The 19,144-nt window shown below is 50.2% G+C and carries 12 protein-coding genes; 10 read left to right on the plus strand and 2 right to left on the minus strand.

Annotated features, from left to right (window positions below; all coding sequences use genetic code 11):
- Nucleotides 1–267: 267 nt before the first annotated feature.
- The 3 genes from GPK83_RS13435 to GPK83_RS13445 all read left to right on the plus strand — a co-directional run bounded on the left by GPK83_RS13435 (nucleotide 268) and on the right by GPK83_RS13445 (nucleotide 5,045).
- On the plus strand, nucleotides 268–1,653 hold the full coding sequence (locus tag GPK83_RS13435) for an NCS2 family permease (RefSeq protein WP_215704988.1): 1,386 nt from the start codon (nucleotides 268–270) through the stop codon (nucleotides 1,651–1,653).
- Nucleotides 1,654–1,986: 333 nt separating this feature from the next.
- Entirely contained in the window at nucleotides 1,987–2,229 is a 243-nt protein-coding gene (locus GPK83_RS13440; RefSeq protein ID WP_015554244.1) for an HPr family phosphocarrier protein, read from the plus strand.
- A 395-nt stretch (nucleotides 2,230–2,624) separates the two neighbouring features.
- Nucleotides 2,625–5,045, plus strand: coding sequence for an ATP-dependent DNA helicase (locus GPK83_RS13445; protein WP_345941821.1), 2,421 nt, complete (start codon nucleotides 2,625–2,627; stop codon nucleotides 5,043–5,045).
- A 73-nt stretch (nucleotides 5,046–5,118) separates the two neighbouring features.
- Here the strand turns inward: GPK83_RS13445 and GPK83_RS13450 are convergent, their stop codons facing one another.
- Entirely contained in the window at nucleotides 5,119–5,994 is an 876-nt protein-coding gene (locus GPK83_RS13450; protein WP_117552227.1) for a LysR family transcriptional regulator, read from the minus strand.
- 279 nt (nucleotides 5,995–6,273) lie between these two features.
- Between GPK83_RS13450 and GPK83_RS13455 the strand changes: the two genes are divergently transcribed.
- From GPK83_RS13455 to GPK83_RS13465, 3 genes are all read left to right on the plus strand, one after another.
- The gene (locus GPK83_RS13455) at nucleotides 6,274–6,873 is read left to right on the plus strand and encodes a sigma-70 domain-containing protein (RefSeq protein WP_117514424.1); all 600 of its coding nucleotides are present in this window, start codon (nucleotides 6,274–6,276) and stop codon (nucleotides 6,871–6,873) included.
- 127 nt (nucleotides 6,874–7,000) lie between these two features.
- Complete coding sequence (locus tag GPK83_RS13460; protein WP_215704989.1) at nucleotides 7,001–10,765, plus strand: phosphoribosylformylglycinamidine synthase; 3,765 nt, start codon at nucleotides 7,001–7,003, stop codon at nucleotides 10,763–10,765.
- A gap of 258 nt (nucleotides 10,766–11,023) precedes the next feature.
- Nucleotides 11,024–12,520, plus strand: coding sequence for a C69 family dipeptidase (locus GPK83_RS13465; RefSeq protein ID WP_215704990.1), 1,497 nt, complete (start codon nucleotides 11,024–11,026; stop codon nucleotides 12,518–12,520).
- Nucleotides 12,521–12,758: 238 nt separating this feature from the next.
- Here the strand turns inward: GPK83_RS13465 and GPK83_RS13470 are convergent, their stop codons facing one another.
- Complete coding sequence (locus GPK83_RS13470; RefSeq protein ID WP_215704991.1) at nucleotides 12,759–13,994, minus strand: 6-phosphofructokinase; 1,236 nt, start codon at nucleotides 13,992–13,994, stop codon at nucleotides 12,759–12,761.
- Nucleotides 13,995–14,395: 401 nt separating this feature from the next.
- Between GPK83_RS13470 and rsmH the strand changes: the two genes are divergently transcribed.
- The 4 genes from rsmH to GPK83_RS17390 all read left to right on the plus strand — a co-directional run bounded on the left by rsmH (nucleotide 14,396) and on the right by GPK83_RS17390 (nucleotide 18,743).
- Nucleotides 14,396–15,478: a 16S rRNA (cytosine(1402)-N(4))-methyltransferase RsmH gene (gene rsmH, locus GPK83_RS13475; protein WP_015554250.1), complete on the plus strand. Its 1,083-nt coding sequence runs from the start codon at nucleotides 14,396–14,398 to the stop codon at nucleotides 15,476–15,478.
- Between the two features lie 182 nt (nucleotides 15,479–15,660).
- Nucleotides 15,661–17,541, plus strand: coding sequence for an LTA synthase family protein (locus GPK83_RS13480; RefSeq protein ID WP_252196359.1), 1,881 nt, complete (start codon nucleotides 15,661–15,663; stop codon nucleotides 17,539–17,541).
- Nucleotides 17,542–17,931: 390 nt separating this feature from the next.
- Nucleotides 17,932–18,300, plus strand: coding sequence for a heavy metal-associated domain-containing protein (locus GPK83_RS13485; RefSeq protein WP_015554253.1), 369 nt, complete (start codon nucleotides 17,932–17,934; stop codon nucleotides 18,298–18,300).
- A gap of 86 nt (nucleotides 18,301–18,386) precedes the next feature.
- Nucleotides 18,387–18,743, plus strand: coding sequence for a transcriptional repressor (locus GPK83_RS17390; RefSeq protein ID WP_117483212.1), 357 nt, complete (start codon nucleotides 18,387–18,389; stop codon nucleotides 18,741–18,743).
- The last annotated feature ends 401 nt before the right edge of the window (nucleotides 18,744–19,144 follow it).

Here is a 19,144-nt window from a genome sequence, read left to right on the forward strand (position 1 = left end):
CTGTTACAGTTCAGCCATTACATCTTCTTGTTTTCATATTCATGAAAACAAGAAGCTTGGTGGTTCCACCATATGCTGATTTGGATGAAAAAGTGCTTATGCAAGCAAGCTTGCAACACACTTTCTCATTCAAACCAGCGCATGGCTGAACTGTAACCATATTCGGAACCCCCAATTTCTTTCCCTTGCCTTTTCTATTAGTACCACGTATAATAGAAAGTAGCGGTTTTATAACAAAAACTGATAAAACAAATTGGAGGGAAACAAATGAGTCTCGAAAAAATTTTCCATCTCAAGGAAAACAACACAACTGTTAAGACTGAGATCATGGCCGGTGTGACATCGTTTATGACGATGGCGTACATCCTGGCGGTAAACCCGAACATTCTTGCGGCGGCGGGAATGGATCACGGCGCGGTCTTCACAGCGACAGCGGTGGCATCCTTCATCGGAACACTCTGCATGGCACTGTTCGCGAACTACCCGTTCGCCCTGGCACCCGGAATGGGTCTGAACGCGTACTTTGCATATACGGTTGTTCTCGGTATGGGCTATTCCTGGGAAGTTGCTCTTGCGGCAGTCCTCGCGGAAGGTATCATCTTTATCATCCTGTCCTGCTTCAACATCAGAGAAGCGATCTTCAACGCGATCCCGTTTAACTTAAAGAAAGCGGTCAGCGTCGGAATCGGTCTCTTCATCACATTCCTTGGTCTTCAGAATGCGAAGATCGTGATCGGTGGAGCAACGCTTGTAGGTCTGTTCTCTGTTGACGGCTACAACAAAACTCTCGCTGACGGTCTCACAGCGTCCATGAGCGACGCGGGGATCACCGTACTCCTTGCGATCTTTGGTGTTCTGATCACTGGAATCCTGATTGTAAAGAATGTCAAAGGAAATATTCTCTGGGGTATCCTGATCACTTGGATCCTCGGAATCATCTGCCAGTTTGCGGGCATTTACATCCCGAATCCGGATCTCGGCTTCTACAACCTGCTCCCGGATTTTTCCAACGGAATTTCCATCCCGAGCCTGGCGCCGATCATGTTCAAGTTCAGTTTAAAGGGCGTTCCGGTACTGGAATTCATCGTTATCGTATTCGCATTCCTGTTTGTTGACCTTTTCGACACACTTGGAACCCTGATCGGTGTATCCGCAAAGGCGGATATGCTGGATTCCGAGGGAAGACTCCCGCGGATCAAGGGCGCGCTCCTTGCAGACGCGGTCGGTACGACCTGCGGTGCCTGCCTCGGTACATCCACAGTCACAACATTTGTGGAGAGCGCTTCCGGCGTGACAGAGGGCGGAAGAACCGGTCTTACATCCTTGACGACCGGTATCCTGTTCCTGTTATCCTTGTTCTTATCTCCGATCTTCCTTGCAATCCCGTCCTTTGCGACGGCTCCGGCCCTGATCGTTGTAGGCTTCTACATGATCGGCTCCGTATCGGAGATCGATTTTAATGACCCGGCAGAAGGAATCCCGGCATTCCTCTGCATCATCGCGATGCCGTTCTTCTACAGCATCTCCGAGGGAATCTCCATGGGAGTTATCGCCTATGTTGTCATGAACCTCTTTGCCGGAAAGAAGGAGAAGATTACTCCGGTCATGTATATCCTGGCGGTGCTCTTCATCCTCAAGTATATTTTAATGTAAATATGTAAATGCCAAAGACTGCCGGATGCATAGTATGGTAATGTCAGAGATGACTGCCGCTGTGCATCCGGCTTTTTTGATGGTATTCCACAGAGAATAGGAGTTGTCGGGCATATTGCCGGATTTTTGTGTGAAAACATCCAGAGTTGACGGAGACATCAGACAAATCTGGCTGCTTTTCTGTAACAAATGACAAAAATTGTCATAAACCTATCAAAAAGATGGTGATAATTGTCGATTGACGCTTGAATTTGAATGTGGTATAAATGTAGAATCGTAAGAATATAAAGGATTTGACATCAAAGGGTTTAACAAAAAAGGAGTTAAGGAATCATGATGAAACAGAAAAAAGTAAAATTTGTGTCCGCAGACGAGGCGAAGGAGTTTGTCAGCATCGCAAGCGGCTGCGATTTTGATGTAAATGTATTTTATAACCGTATGATCATCGACGCGAAGTCTCTTCTCGGAGTACTGAGCCTTGATCTGACAAAGATCCTCACCGTTGAATATGACGGCGAGAATGCGCCTTTCGAAGCTTTTCTTGAGAGAAAGAATCCGATGCACGCGGTAGCGTAAAAATATACATAAAGATAAAGAAAGAGGCAGCGGCTGTATGAAAAGTACGGCAGGCTGTCTTTTTTGCGCCCGGCGGGCGGCACAAAGCGTGAAAATTCCGGCAGCACGGGAAAATAGCACGGAAAGCATTTGACAGATGGACGTTACTGTACACGGGTAGGAATTTTCTGAACTGAAAATTCCGTACAATACAGTGGTGGTAGTGGATTTTGCCGATTCGGAATGCGAAGCATCGGCAAAATCAGTTACTGTTTGCGCAAAGCGTGAACAGTAACTGATGACCTGCCATATGTTCTGTGAACACACGGCATTACTTTACAGGAAATTGTAAAAATGTTATACTTGCGGGAGCGATATGTGCGGCATATAGCAGGATTCAGGAAAAAGAGGAACATATGTGGGGTGGTGAGCGGCGGTCGATCAGCATATCCACAGGAAAGGAGCGTCTCATGAGCGAAGAAAACAGGAAAGCGATCCGGATCTCGGTCCGGAACCTGGTGGAATTCGTGCTGCGCTCCGGGGATATCGACAACCGCCGTTCCGGAAACGCCCAGAAGGACGCCATGCTGGCGGGAGGAAGGATCCACAGGAAGATCCAGAAGCGGATGGGATCCGGCTACCGGGCGGAGGTCCCCTTAAAGCATGAGGTCCAGGACGAGGAGCAGGAGATCACGCTTCTCGTGGAGGGACGCGCCGATGGAATCTTCACGGAAAACGGGATCCCGGTGATCGACGAGATCAAAGGCATGTACACGGACATTTCAAGGCTGGAGGAGCCCATCGAGGTCCATCTCGCCCAGGCCATGTGCTACGGATATTTTTACTGCTGCGACAAAGATCTCGACGGGATCCGCCTGCAGTTGACCTACTGTAACCTTGAAACAGAGGAAATAAAAAGATTCCAGACCGACCGCTCGAGAGAAGAGCTGGAGACATGGTTTTCCGGCGTGGTTCACGAATATTTTAAGTGGGCGAGGTACCTCTACCACCATGAGCTGACCCGTGACGCCTCCATCGGGCACCTGGAATTCCCGTTCCCTTACCGGGCGGGACAGCGTGACCTTGTAGTATCCGTCTACCGGACCGTCAGCCGGAAAAAACGCCTGTTTATCCAGGCTCCCACGGGAATCGGAAAGACGCTCTCCACTGTATTCCCGGCGGTCCGTGCCATCGGGGAAGGAAAGGGAGACAAGCTCTTTTACCTCACCGCAAAGACCGTGACGAGAACCGTGGCGGAGGAGGCGTTTCGGATCTTAAGGGATCACGGCCTGATCTTCACCTCAGTGACAATAACGGCAAAGGAAAAACTCTGTCCCATGGACGAGTGCGAGTGCAACCCGGACGCGTGCCCATACGCGAAAGGCCACTTTGACCGGGTCAATGAGGCGGTATTCGATATTCTCCACCTGGAACAGGAGATGACAAGAGAGAAGATCCTGCAGTACGCGGAAAAGTACCGGGTATGCCCATTTGAATACTGTCTGGACATCTCCAGCTGGACCGACGGGATCATCTGCGATTACAACTATGTGTTTGACCCGAATGTGCGCTTGAAACGCTACTTCGCGGACGGACAGAAAGGTGATTATCTGTTCCTCGTGGATGAGGCCCACAATCTGGTCTCCCGCGCGAGGGAGATGTACAGCGCCGAATTAAAAAAAGAAGATCTCCTCACCGTAAAGCGCCTCGTAAAGCAGAAAGCGCCCCGCTTGGAGAAAAATCTGGAAAAATGCAGCCAGGTGATGCTGGGAATGAAGCGGGAGTGCGAGACATGGCAGCTGCTCTCCGATGTGACATCCTTAGCGGCAGCTGCGATGGCAGTGTTCTCCGATATGGAGACATTCTTGGAAGATTTTCCGGAGTTTGAGGGTAGGGATACAGTTCTGGACTTTTACTTTGGTCTCAGGGATTTTTTAAACGTGTACGAGCTTTTGGATGACCATTACCGGATCTACGCGGAGAACGTGGGAGTCACTTCCTTTAAAGTAAGGCTCTTCTGCGTGGACCCGTCGGCGAACCTCTCCCTCTGCATGTCCCAGGGAAACAGCACGATCCTGTTTTCGGCAACCATGCTGCCGATCCGGTATTACAAGACACTGCTTTCCGGAAACGAGGACGACTACGCGGTCTATGCGAACTCGCCCTTCGAGGAAGAAAAACGTCTTCTCATGGTTGCGACGGACGTCAGCAGCCGCTACTCCAGGCGCAGCGAGAGCGAATACCGGAAGGTGGCGGAGTATATCAGGGAGGTGGTCCTCTCTAAGAGCGGCAACTACATGATATTCTTCCCGTCCTACCAGTATATGGAACAGGTGGAATATGCCGTGGAGGACATGGACTTCCCAGCGGATCTCCTGGTCCAGGGACAGGGCATGAAGGAACAGGAACGCCAGGAATTCTTAGAAGAATTTGAAAAGCCCAGAGATCACTCCCTTGCGGCATTCTGCGTCATGGGAGGTGTGTTCTCGGAGGGGATCGACCTGAAGAAAGAGCGGCTCATCGGTGCCGTGATCGTCGGAACGGGACTCCCGATGGTCTGCGTGGAACAGGAGGTTCTCAGGGGATATTTTGAGGAAAAAGAAGAGGAGGGATTCGATTTTGCCTACCAGTATCCGGGAATGAACAAGGTCCTGCAGGCGGCGGGCCGTGTGATCCGGACAACGGAGGACGAAGGGATCATATTGCTTCTCGATGACAGGTTCCTGAAAAAAGAATATCTGGAACTGTTCCCAAGGGAATGGGAGCATTTCCAGATGGTAAACAGAAAGAACGTTGGTCAGTGCCTTTCGGATTTCTGGGAGTCACGGGGCAGGTAGATGGATATCCGGGCAGTCGTTTGCCGGGACGGCGCAGGAAATATGCAGGCCTGGTGAAGGGCTGCTGCAGGTCTTACAACATATCCATGAACTGCTTCGCGGCCTGGGAGACCGGAAGGTTTTCGTTATGGACCACAACGAGCTGGCGGACGGGAAGTGTCTCGGAGAGCTTTAAGATAAAGAGCTGCTTTTCGTCCTTGGGGATACAGAAATCCGGCACGAAGGCGATTCCAAGGCCGATGCGGGCCAGGTCGATCAGAAGGTCGTTGCTGCTGAGCTCGATCTCCGGGACCAGGTCAAGATGGGACTTCTGGAACATGGAGTGTAAGAACTCACTTGTGGTGCTCTTGCGGTCCAGCATCATGATCGGGTAATCGAGAAGCTCGGCGAGGGTGAAGGTCTTGTCCCGCAACGGAAAATGGTCAGCACTCGCAACGAAGACATCGCGGAATTCCCGGATCGCCCGGACACTGTGGGTGTTTAAGAGACCGGAATTTGGATAGTTGGTGATAATGAAGTCCACCTGTCCATTCTCTAAAATGCGGGCACAGTCGATCGAGGTGGAGTTCGTTACTTTAATATGAACGTTCGGGTAGAGTTTATGGAACTTATTTAAATATGGGACAAGGAAATAGCGGCAGATCGTGTCGCTGGCGGCGATCCTGAGCTGGCCGCCGTTCAGGGTGTTGGCCTCTAAGAGCTGGGTCTCGCCTTTATGGATCAGGTTCATTGCAGGTTCGATGTGTTTAAATAAGATCTCGCCTTCCGGGGTGAGCTGGACCCGCTTCGTGCTTCGGATAAAGAGCGTCTGGCCCAGCTTTTTTTCCAGAACCTTCACAGACTGGCTGACGGCTGACTGGGAAATATAGAGGCATTTCGATGCCTCGGAAAAGCTCAGAGTTTTTGCAACGAAATAAAATACTTTATATAATTCATAGTTAATATCCATTATTAGTCCTCCTAATGAAACAAGGCTATTTTATCACAGGAACCGGGATTTGAAAAGAGGAAAAAACGAGAAAGTGTGGTTTTGTCTGGAAGCCGGGTGGAAAATATGGTATGATTACGGAAAGGCGGCGGGGCGGGAAGAAGAAATCCGTCGTGCGAAAAATAAGAAAAACAGGTGCAAAGGAGAAGAAAAAAAGCTTTGCGAAGAGAGAATAACTGTGAAAGCTGAAGCAGTAATCAAGAAAAATCAGAGAGGTTTATAGAGGCTATGGCAGAAAAAATGAGATATGAGAACGAAATAGAGAACGCGAAGGTTGACGACGAGTTCAACAACTCCGAGGAGGATTTAAGCGCGGAGGACATCTACCGCGTATATATGGAGGAGATCGCGGCGATCCCGCCATGCAGCGAGGCGGAGAACGCGAAGCTTCTCGGCGAGATCCGGAACGGAAACAAGGCGGCGAGAGAGCGCCTCATCGAGGGCAACTTAAAGAACGCCCTGTTCTTCGTTCAGGATTACATCAACAAAGGTGTTCCGATGGCGGACCTGATCCAGGAAGCCAGTCTGGAGCTCATGATGCTGGCAGATGAAGGGTTCGAGGGTAGTTTTGAAAAACTTCTGGAGAGCCGGATCCGTGTCCGTATGGAGGAGATCATCAACGATCAGAAGAAGGAAGCGGATATCGAGGAGGAGATGTTAGCCCGCGTCAATGTGCTTCAGGAGGTATCGAAATCCATGGCGGAGGAGCTTGGACGCGAGGCAAAGCTTTCCGAGCTTGCGGAGCGCATGAAGATGACCGAGGACGAGGTCCGGGAGATCATGAAGGTGACCATGGACGCGCTTAGCATGAGCAAGATCAACCAGAGCTTACAGAGTTAAAATCAACATATAAGTATAAATAATAAAAATAATTAAATATATTAACTTTACTAATCACACTGACCTGTGCTATGATTAAGGCAAAATGAAAACCATCTGACAAAGCCGTTTTCCAGGAGGAGAGACTATGAGCGTAAAGCGCGTATTTGTTGAGAAAAAACCGGAATATGCAATCAAGGCGAGAGAGCTTCGCGAGGAGATCGAGAGCTATCTTGACATTACAGGGGTAACGGGCGTCCGTGTGTTAGTCCGCTACGATATCGAAAATATTTCTGAGGACGTATATAAAGAGGCACTCGGAACGATCTTTTCCGAGCCGCCGGTAGACGATGTGTTTGAGGAGACATTCCCGCACAGTGCGGATGATGTGGTATTCTCCGTTGAGTATCTGCCGGGACAGTTTGACCAGAGAGCCGATTCCGCAGAGCAGTGTGTAAAGCTATTAAACGAGAACGAGGAGCCGGTGATCCGCTCCGCAATGACCTACGTGATCTCCGGAAAGCTTTCCGCAGAGGAGACCGCAGCGATCAAGTCCTTCTGTATCAACCCGGTGGACTCCAGAGAGGCATCCGAGGAGATCCCGGAGACACTTGTCACCGTATTTGATGTGCCGGAGGACGTTGCGGTCTTCGACGGCTTCAAGGACATGGACGAGGCTGCATTAAAGAAACTCTACAGTTCCTTAAACCTCGCAATGACCTTCAAAGACTTCCTTCACATCCAGAACTATTATAAGAACGAAGAGCACAGAGATCCGTCTGTGACAGAGATCCGCGTGCTTGATACATACTGGTCCGATCACTGCCGCCACACCACATTCTCCACAGAACTCAAGAATGTGACATTCACAGAGGGCGACTACAAGAAACCGATCGAGGATACCTACAACCAGTACCTTGCTGACCACAAGGAGATCTACAAAGGACGCGACGACAAGTTCGTATGTCTCATGGACCTTGCGATCATGGGTATGAAGAAACTCCGCAAAGAGGGCAAGTTAGAGGATCTTGAGGTATCCGACGAGATCAACGCCTGCTCCATTGTTGTTCCGGTGGAGATCGACGGAAAGACCGAGGAGTGGCTCGTAAACTTCAAGAACGAGACCCACAACCACCCGACAGAGATCGAGCCCTTCGGCGGCGCGGCAACCTGCCTTGGCGGCGCGATCCGTGACCCGCTTTCCGGACGTACCTATGTATACCAGGCAATGCGCATCACAGGTGCCGCTGACCCGACAAAGCCGTTAAATCAGACATTAAAAGGCAAGCTTCCGCAGAGAAAGATCGTTACAGAGGCTGCCCATGGATACAGCTCCTACGGAAACCAGATCGGTCTTGCGACCGGTTATGTAAAAGAACTCTACCATCCGGGCTATGTTGCGAAGAGAATGGAGATCGGTGCCGTTATGGCGGCAGCTCCGAGAAAGAACGTGATCCGTGAGACATCCGATCCGGGCGATGTGATCATCCTTCTCGGTGGACGTACCGGCCGTGATGGAATCGGCGGTGCGACAGGTTCCTCCAAGGTACACACCGAGGCATCTATCGAGGTCTGCGGCGCTGAGGTCCAGAAAGGTAACGCCCCGACCGAGAGAAAGATCCAGAGAATGTTCCGCCGTCCGGAAGTCTCCAAACTGATCAAAAAGTGCAACGACTTTGGCGCAGGCGGAGTTTCCGTAGCGATCGGTGAGCTCGCTGACGGACTTCTGATCGATCTCGATAAAGTACCGAAAAAGTACGCAGGTCTTGACGGAACAGAGCTTGCGATCTCTGAATCCCAGGAGAGAATGGCAGTTGTCGTTGATCCGAAAGATGTTGATACATTCTTAGGATACGCCAAGGAAGAGAACCTTGAGGCTGTCACAGTCGCAACAGTCACAGAGAGCCCGAGACTCGTCCTCACCTGGCGGGGAAAGACCATCGTTGACTTAAGCCGTGCATTCCTCGACACAAACGGCGCTCATCAGGAGACAGACGTTACCCTGGAGGTTCCGAACCATGAGGGAACACCGTTTGAAAAGAAAGAAGTAGGAGACGTTGAGGAAAAATGGCTGAAGATGCTCGGTTCCTTAAATGTCTCCTCCCAGAAAGGTCTCGTTGAGATGTTCGACTCCTCCATCGGCGCATCTACCGTTATGATGCCGTACGGCGGAAAATATCAGCAGACGGAGATCCAGACCATGGTCGCTAAGCTTCCGGTTCTGGAAGGAAAGTGCGACGCTGTGACCATGATGAGCTATGGCTTTGATCCGTATCTTTCCAGCTGGAGCCCGTACCACGGCGCGATCTACGCAGTCCTCACATCTGTCGCTAAGATCGCGGCAGCAGGCGGCGACTACAGGAAGATCCGCTTCACATTCCAGGAGTACTTCCGCAGAATGAGCAGCGAGCCGACAAGATGGAGCCAGCCGTTCGCAGCACTCCTCGGTGCCTACAACGCGCAGCTGGGCTTCGGACTTCCGTCCATCGGCGGCAAGGACAGCATGTCCGGTACCTTCGATGAGGAGAGCGGAAAAGAGATCGACGTTCCGCCGACTCTGGTTTCCTTCGCGGTTGACGTTGCAAGCGCGAAGAACATGATCTCCCCGGAATTCAAGAAGGCCGGAAACAAGATCGTTGTATTTGAAATTAAAAAAGATTCCTATGATCTTCCGGATTATGCCCAGATCATGGCTGGATATGATAAACTTCATGAGGACATCAATGCAGGCCGCGTGATCTCCGCGTATGCCGCAGAGGCAAACGGAATCGCAGAGGCAGTCAGCAAGATGGCATTTGGTAACCACCTCGGCGTCAAGATCGAGCATGATGTGGATCCGAGAGACTTCTTTGCACCGGCATGGGGCAATATCGTCTGCGAGGTTCCGGCAGATAAGGTCGGCGAGCTTCAGATGAGCTACCGTGTCATCGGTGAGGTTACCGACAAGGCAACCTTCGAGTACGGTAATGTCTCCATCACTCTCGATGAGGCATTAAAGACATGGGACGCAGCTCTCGAGGATGTATTCCCGACGGAGAGCGATGTCAGGAAAGAAGAAGTTAAGAACGAGGTATTTAAGGCAGAGAACGTTGTGATCTGCAATCATAAGATCGGCACTCCGACCGTATTCATTCCGGTATTCCCGGGAACAAACTGCGAGTACGACAGCACGAAGGCATTTGAGCGTGCGGGTGCAAAGGTCATCACAAAGGTATTTAAGAACATGAGCGCGGAGGACATCCGTGATTCTGTTGAAGTTTACAGAAAGAGCATCGAGGAGTCCCAGATCGTTATGTTCCCGGGCGGCTTCTCCGCAGGTGATGAGCCGGAAGGCTCTGCAAAGTTCTTCGCCACCGCGTTCCGCAACGAGGTATTAAAGGACGAGATCATGAAGCTCTTAAATGAGCGTGACGGATTAATGCTCGGTATCTGTAACGGTTTCCAGGCTCTCATCAAGCTTGGTCTTGTGCCGGAAGGAAAGATCGTAGAGCAGAAGCCGGATTCCCCGACCTTAACCTACAACACCATCGGACGCCACGTTTCCAAGATGGTTAACTTAAAGGTTGTTTCCAACAAGTCCCCGTGGCTTGCAGGCGCAGAGCTCGGTAGTATTTACACGAACCCGGTATCCCACGGCGAGGGACGTTTCGTGGCTCCGAAGGAGTGGATCGACAAGCTCTTCGCAAACGGACAGGTTGCGACCCAGTACGTTGACCTTAACGGTGTTCCGACCATGGACGAATACTGGAACCCGAACGGCTCCTTCATGGCGATCGAAGGTATCACAAGCCCGGATGGACGTGTCTACGGTAAGATGGGCCATGCTGAGAGACGCGGCGACTATGTTGCAAAGAACATCACAGGCGAGCAGGATCTGAAGCTGTTTGAGAGTGGTGTGAAGTACTTTAAGTAATTGAATATTTGGAAGAAATAAGAGAATGCCCCAGGGAGAGAAAATTCCCCTGGGGCGTTCTGCGCTGCTGTGCATTCGGAAGAAGCTGCCGATTACCATGAACCTGAAAGAGACTGTTGACAGGAGGTTCTGTGTGAGGTGCTGCTTTGCCGCGGTACCTCAGTTAGTTGACAGAAACTCCGAAGCGTACTAAACTGGACGTATCCGCGGCTGGCGGACAGTGACGGCCGCATATTATAGTTTTGGAGGGTATTTGACATGGCATGCACAACGATTCTTGTAGGAAAAAACGCGTCTTATGACGGTTCAACGATGATCGCGAGAAATGATGATTCCGGTTCCGGACATTTTACGGCGAAAAAATTTGTGGTGATCCACCCGGAGGAGCAGCTGAAGGTTTATAAGTCTGTTCTCTCTCATGCTGAGATCGATCTTCCGGGAGATCCGATGAAGTTTACGGCAGTTCCGAACGCCATTAAGGGAAAGGGAATCTGGGCGGCCAGCGGCGTTAATGAAAAGAATGTCGGCATGACAGCTACGGAAACGATCACATCCAACGCTCGTGTTCTCGGAGCAGACCCGCTTGTAAAGTTACAGCCGGCGGAGGACGGAAAAGAGGAGATCGTCGGTGGAATCGGTGAGGAAGACCTTGTGTACATCACGCTTCCGTATATCAGCAGCGCGAGAGAAGGTGTGATCCGCCTCGGAAGTCTTTTGGAGAAGTACGGGACTTACGAGATGAACGGTATCGCGTTCCAGGACGTCAACGAGATCTGGTGGCTTGAGACCATCGGCGGACATCACTGGATCGCAAAGCGTGTTCCGGATGACCGTTACGTGGTGATGCCGAACCAGTTCGGTATCGATGATTTTGACTTAAACGACGCGTTCTCCGAGCAGAATGAACATATGTGTTCTTCCGACTTAAGAGAGTTTATCGCTGAGAACCACCTGGACCTCTCCTTAAACGGAGGAAATGGAAGCCATTTTGATGCCCGCGCCGCATTCGGAAGCCACAGTGATTCCGACCATATCTACAATACACCAAGAGCATGGTTCATGGAGCGCTACTTTAATCCGAAGACAAAGAAGTGGGACGGACCGGACGCGGACTACAGACCGGAATCCGACGATATCCCGTGGAGCATGGTTCCGGAGAAGAAGATCACGGTGGAGGATGTCAAGTATGCTCTTTCCTCCCATTTCCAGGGAACCCCTTACGATCCGTACGCAAAGAGCGGTGACGGACTCCAGAAGGGCAAATACCGCGCTATCGGCATCAACCGCAATGATTTCCTTGCTCTGATCCAGATGCGCCCGGGTGCCCCGGCAAACTGTCAGGCGGTCCAGTGGCTGGCTTTCGCGTCAAACGCGTTCAACACCCTGGTTCCGTTCTACGCGGCTGTGGACGAGACACCGGAGTACCTTGCGAACACCACGAAGGAAGTCTCTACAGAGAACTTCTACTGGTCTGCGAGAATGATCGCGGCTATGGCGGACGCGTCCTTCGCAAAATCCGCGATCCACATCGAGCGCTACCAGAACGCTGTGGAGGCGAAGGGGCATGCGCTGCTCAACAAGTATGATAAAGAGGCGGCGAAGGTTACGGATCCGGCGGAGAGCAGAAGACTTTTAGAAGAAGCGAACCGCGAGATCGCGAAGATGTTAAAAGAGGAGACAGGAAATACCCTGGATCATGTGCTCTTTGAGCTCAGCAATTCCATGAAGAATGCGTTTTCAAGATCTGACGCGTAAAAATGTCAGAAAGTGCCTGTCGGAATCATTGGAAAGCCTGGAAACCATGAATGATGGCAGCAGGAATGAATAAAGATGAATAAAGAAAGACCTCCCAGGAGACAGAATCTAAGTTTATGGTTCTGTATTCCTGTAGGAGGTCTTTTAAGCTCATTAGAAATCCTTAAAGGAAACTTATGCGGTTATAAAAAGCTGCAGCCGTTGTGGCCCGCCGCGGCAGGGAAAAAGGTTTCTGCCATTATTTCTTCTTATGATACAGATATCGCGGAATTCCGTCCACCATAACTGGTGATACGTCACCCTGGATCAGCGGGCGGACATAGCTGATAAACTCGTCGGTGACGTAGGTACCGTCCTCGGTGATCCATTCCCTCGGGACCACTTTTTCCACATTGGAGACCTTGTGGACATTTCTAAGGTCTGTGGTGGACTGGTACGGGTCATCGGAGAGACGTTTGATGATGACCATCTCACCGGTATCGCCCTCGTCGGCTGCCTTCACGGCGGCACCGCCGACCTGGAAAGCTTCCAGAATGTCGATTCGGGATGCCAGATGGGAGGCCGCTCTCTGCATGGAGCTAAGCTCTATGGTTCTCGTCTTGCAGCCAATCTCCTGAGCCAGACGGCGGGCAAGATAGTTCGCGGTGCCTGTGAGCTGCTTGTGGCCGAAGGCGTCAACGAAATCCACACCGTCGGTGAGCTCACACACATAACGTCCGTCCGCCAGGCGGATGCCTTCGGAGACGGCGACCACAACGAAAGTCTTTTCTGCCAGGAGTTCCTTAATGCGGACAAGGAAATTGTCGATATCGAAGGGAAGTTCCGGGACATAGATCAGGTCCGGGCCATCGCAATCCTCGCCCTTGGAGAGCGCCGCGGCACCAACGAGCCATCCGGCGTTTCGGCCCATGATCTCGACGATGGTGACCAGGCCCTTATCGTAGATCAGCGCCTGGCTGTCCTGGATGATCTCTTTCACTGATGTTCCGATGTATTTCGCTGCGCTGCCGTATCCCGGTGTGTGGTCGGTCAGGGCGAGATCGTTGTCGATAGTCTTCGGAACGCCTAAAAATTTGGTTGGATGACCCCTTAAGATCGCGTAGTCGGACAGCTTTTTGATCGTATCCATGGAATCGTTTCCGCCGATATAGATAAAGCACTCGATCTCAAGATTGTCAAGAATAGAAAAGATTTTATCGTATGTAGCAATGTCCTCATGGATCTCCGGGAGCTTATAGCGGCATGATCCGAGATAGGCAGCAGGTGTGCGTTTTAAAAGTTCTACGTCCAGATCCGTCTGGATATGTTCAGAAAGATCGATATAATCTTCGTTTAAGAGACCCTGAATGCCGTGACGCATGCCGTATACTTTTTTTGCTCCGCGGTCGATAGCGGTGCGGTAAACGCCTGCGAGACTGGAATTGATAGCGGCAGTCGGGCCACCGGACTGTCCAACGATAATGTTGCCTTTCATGTAGCATCCCTCCAGGTATTGTAATTATATGATAACTGTCCGTCAGACCAGCGTTTTGAGTTTTTTCGCTGATCGAAGACACGGAAACACGGAGCAGTTACAATAAAATCATTATATCAGTTTTATGATGCAAAAACAAGTAAAAGGCAGAATATTTAGAAAAAAGATGACAAATTTGAAATATATGCGCATCTCGAACAAAGATGACAGGATTTTGACGATTGAGTGATTAGGAGTGTGAAGTACTGGAAAAACCGGTGGCTATCTGGCTGGGCGTGAACGGCAGCACTCCGGAAGAGCCGTAATTTCTGTCAACGAAAAGATACTTTACATTTATATGAAGAATATGTTAAGATAAACCGGTATGTGTAGAAAAACAGCGATAAATACGAGGTTTTGACATGGAAGAAAAAGAGGTACAGGGAGCACCGGTACACAAGCGGCGTGTCCGTTACAGCGGGACACATCCGAAACGGTTTGAGGAAAAGTATAAAGAACAGAATCCGGAGAAATATGCTGATACGGTCGAGAAGGTCATCAAAAAAGGCAGCACTCCGGCAGGCATGCACATCTCGATCTGTGTGAACGAGATCCTGGATTTCCTGGATATCAGGCCGGGAATGCAGGGGCTTGACGCTACATTGGGTTACGGCGGGCACACAACGGAGATGTTGAAGAAACTCGAGGGACAGGGACACATGTACGGCCTTGATGTGGATCCCATTGAGATCGTGAAGACGAAGGCACGGTTAAAGGAGCGCGGATTTGACGAGGACATCCTTACGGTGAAGCAGATGAACTTCGCGGATATCGATAAGCTTGTCCCGGAGACCGGACTTTTTGATTTCGTTCTGGCGGATCTCGGTGTGTCCTCCATGCAGATCGATAACCCGGAACGCGGATTTACCTACAAGGCGGACGGTCCGTTAGACCTGAGACTGAATCCGGAAAAGGGGATCTCCGCGGCGGAGCGGTTAAAGCAGATGGATATGGAAGAAATCGCCGGAATGTTTGTGGAAAATTCCGACGAGCCGTATGCGGAGGAGATCGCGAGGGAGATTGCGAAGAGAAATAGAAAGCGCCAGTATATTGAGACGACGACAGGGCTTAAGGAAGTCATTGAGACAACACTTTCCTTCATTCCGGAAAAAGAGCGTAAGGAAGCGGTGAAGAAGTCCTGCCAGAGATGTTTCCAGGCACTCCGGATCGATGTAAACCAGGAATTTGAGGTTTTGGAAAGTTTCCTTACAAAGCTTCCGGGTATCCTGGCACCGGGCGGAAGAGCGGCGATCCTGACGTTCCATTCCGGCGAGGATCGTCTCGTAAAGTATTACTTCAAAGAAGGCAAAAAAGATGGACTTTACAGTGACGTGGCAAACGATGTGATCCGCCCGTCCGCGGAGGAATGTCAGAGAAATCCGAGGGCGAGATCCACGAAGATGCGCTGGGCGATCCGTGAGGGAGAGAATTCCCATAGAAATTAATGTAATAGAAGATAAAAGTCCAGCAGGCACACGTTTGGGCGGCTATGCACTTGGAAAACTATCGACGGCAGTTCTTTTAAATTGCTATGGATCCGGAAGCAGCTGCCGGTGGCAAGCCCTGCGGATGAGATTTTGCTGAACAAGTTTCTGACAGACAGATTTAGAAAGTGAAATAAACGTATATGGACGAAAAGTTTGAAGAAAGAACAGGGGAGTATGAAGAGAGGGAAGACCACAGACTGAAACATGCAGGCGCTATCGCATTATTTTTATTATCGCCGGTGTTCTCCTATGTCATGTTCGAGTTCGTGACCGGAAACTTTGCGACGGTACTTCCGAAGAACGCGGTGCTCAACATTGTATGGATGTTCGCGCTGTACCTTCTGGTATTCGGAATCTCCGGCAGCACCCGGATTTCCGTTCCGGTCTCTTCTGTGCTCCTCTATGCGATCTCCCTGGCGGAGGCGTTTGTCGTTTCCTTCAGAAGCCGTCCGATCATGATGGGCGATGTTCTGGCGGTGAAGACCGCGATGACGGTTGCAGGAAGCTACGATTACACCCCGACATTTATGATGATCATCTGCGGTGTTCTCCTGATCATATGGAACGCGCTGGCGCAGTTTGTGTTTGTGCGGGTAAAAGGAAAAAAGAAAAGAGCAGCGGTATTCAGCGTTTCTGCTGGTGCGGTTGCTGTGTTTATCGCCTGCTTTTATAACTTTATGATCTCAGGCCTGTCTCTGGAGGTAAACCTTTGGGATCCGATGACCTCCTACGCAGAGAATGGCTATATCCTGTCCTCCGCAATCTCGATCAAATATCTCGTAAAGAAAGCGCCGGGAGGTTACTCCCAGGCGAAGATCCAGGAAATCTGCGACAAATATGTGGACAGTGAGAAGGAGCGGAATGGGGAGACTGCTGCAGTGGTGGCGTCCGGGGACGCGGTCCAGCCGACGAATATGATCTGTATCATGAACGAGAGCCTTTCCGATCTGGCGGTGGACGGAGATTTTACGACCAATATCGATTATCTCCCGTTTCTCCACAGCCTGACGGAGAACACCGTAAAAGGAAAGCTCTGCATGCCGGTATTTGGTGCCATGACCAGCAACTCTGAGTTTGAATTTCTGATCGGTGACTCTATGTATCTGATGCCGAGAGGAAGTGTGGCTTATCAGTTCTATGTAAATCCGGGCGTCCGCTCCATGGTCAGCACGGTGAGGGATCAGGGATATATACCGGTTGCCATGCACCCGTACCCGGCTGAGAACTGGAACCGCCGCATCTGCTACAACAACATGGGCTTCAGCGATTTCATGGATATCAGCGCCTACGAGGGCCGGGATGAACTTCGAAATTATATCAGTGACCTGAGCGATTTTAAGGTCATCACCGAGTATATCGAGCAGAAGGCAAATCCGGATGACAAGCTGTTCCTCTTTAATGTGACCATGCAGAACCACGGCGGCTATACGATCCCATACGCGAATTTTGACCAGGAAGTATGGCTCACCGGGGACATGGAAGGAAAGTATCCGGAGGCAGACATGTATCTGTCCCTCGTGAAGAAATCTGATGAAGCTTTTGAGTGGCTTGTAAACTATTTCTCCCAGTGCGACCAGCCGACGATGATCGTCATGTTCGGCGACCATCAGCCGGGAATCGAGGACGAGTTCTTCGATGAGGCTATGGGCGTGGAGAGTGCGAAGGTTCCGAATGAGCAGAAAATGGTCTGGTACGAGACCCCGTTTGTGATCTGGACCAACTACGACCAGCCTTCGGAGGACATGGGACGGTTAGGTGCAATTTACCTTTCCTCCTATGTATTAAAGCGCGCGAACCTGTCACTGACTCCGTATAACGAATTCCTCTTACAGCTTTCCGAAAAGCTTCCGATCATCCATCACCTTGGAATCTGGGAATTCGACGGAACCTACCACAGCTGGGAGGACGCGGAGAGCGGGGACTACGATTGGAAGGAACAGCTGGTGGAGTATGAGAATCTTGTATACAACCACAGCCTGGATTCGAAGACCGTGAATGAGATGTTTTCGATCGCACAGTAAATGAATATTATATAGAGATGGGCAGACTGGAGACAGGCTGCCTGTTTTGCGTAATAGCTCGCGCGAGAATGTGCCAAGGCACATTCATTTTTGAAAGTTCCGCTAAAGTAAAACTTTATGCAAAATAAAAAGAGAAGAGGGCAGCAGGAACAACTGCAGATGCCTGTCTCCGGAGAGCAGGCGAAGAGCCAGTATGAGAAGAGCGGCACTGTCAGGGATGAGAGTATTTTTTGTATTGAAATAAAATGTCAAAAAAGTGACAAAGAGGATTGACAAGACGGTTAGTTGGTGCTAATCTTTGTTAGTAGAAACTAACAAATGAAAGAAGATACCTCATGGTGGAATGAAAAAACTGTAGTTTCTGAAAATTAAGAGGAGGCGTGATCCGTCATGATAAATGGTATTATTATCGTCGCATTGATCGTAGTCGCGATCTTCGCGGTGAAAGGTTCGATCCGCCAGTTCACCTATGGCTGCTGCGGAACGAAAGATGTAGAAAAGAAGATCAAAGTGCAGGATAAAAATGCTTCAGACTATCCGTACTACGCAGTCATCGGAGTGGACGGCATGAAATGCAAACACTGCAAGCTCCATGTGGAGAATGCGTTCAATGAGAAGGATGGCAACTGGGCTGAGGTAAACCTCGAGAAGAAGAAAGCCGATGTCCGCATGAAGACAAAACTGACAGACCGTGAGATCCGTGACATCGTGAGCAAGGCCGGCTATGTGCTCCGCAATATCGAGTGGAAGCAGGCGTAAACGAAAAAACGGTTTCGGTTGAAACTCCAAATGCCTGGCTCTCTGCAGGGCAGGAACACACTTTTTAGGAATGAGAGGGATGCCGGATGTGGCAGAAGAAAGACATCGTTAATGAGTTCCAGAGACTTGGGAAGCGTATTACAAAGCAGAGAATGGTCATCCTTGATGTGATCTTAGAACAGAACTGGACCGACTGCAAGGAAGTCTACTATGAGGCGGTACAGAGAGATTCCACCGTGGGCCTTTCCACAGTCTACCGCACGATCCGCATGCTGGAGGAGATGGGCGTCTTAAAGCGCGTTTACCAGTATGTATTTACGGATGAAACAGGAGTGCGCGCAGACGGGGAAAACGAGGTTATCGCCCCGGAGTTCCACGGAAAGAACGGTCTCAGACAGACCGAAAAAGAGAAAGAAAAATGCTGTTCCTTCAGTGCGTCATAAACGCGGAGAAAACAGCAGGTCATAGAGTTAGGAATGACTGTAAATTATCAGAAAATGACAAAATTTTTCAACATAAAATATTATGATTGACTAACTTGGGGGCGAAGAGTTACCATGTGGAAAATGCTTGAAAGCCTTCCGGTTTTCGGCGTTCTGCCAAGTAAAATGCAAGGGAGTGAAAACCGATGAAACACCATAAATTCTGGGCGTGGGCAACTGTTTTCTGCTTTGCTATGGTGATGTATACCGGATATAAGCACAAGTGATCCGGCAGCTAAAAGCCAGGTCAGCAGGCTTTAAACAGGACAGATCATTTACTATTAAATTAACCTGTTGTGCTAGATAAAATAATATAAAGAAACTTCAACAAAATGTGCTATCCTATTTGTAGGCAATACAAC

The sequence above is a fragment of the Clostridium sp. MCC328 genome, from assembly GCF_018785465.1.
GTDB lineage: Bacteria > Bacillota > Clostridia > Lachnospirales > Lachnospiraceae > Pilosibacter > Pilosibacter fragilis.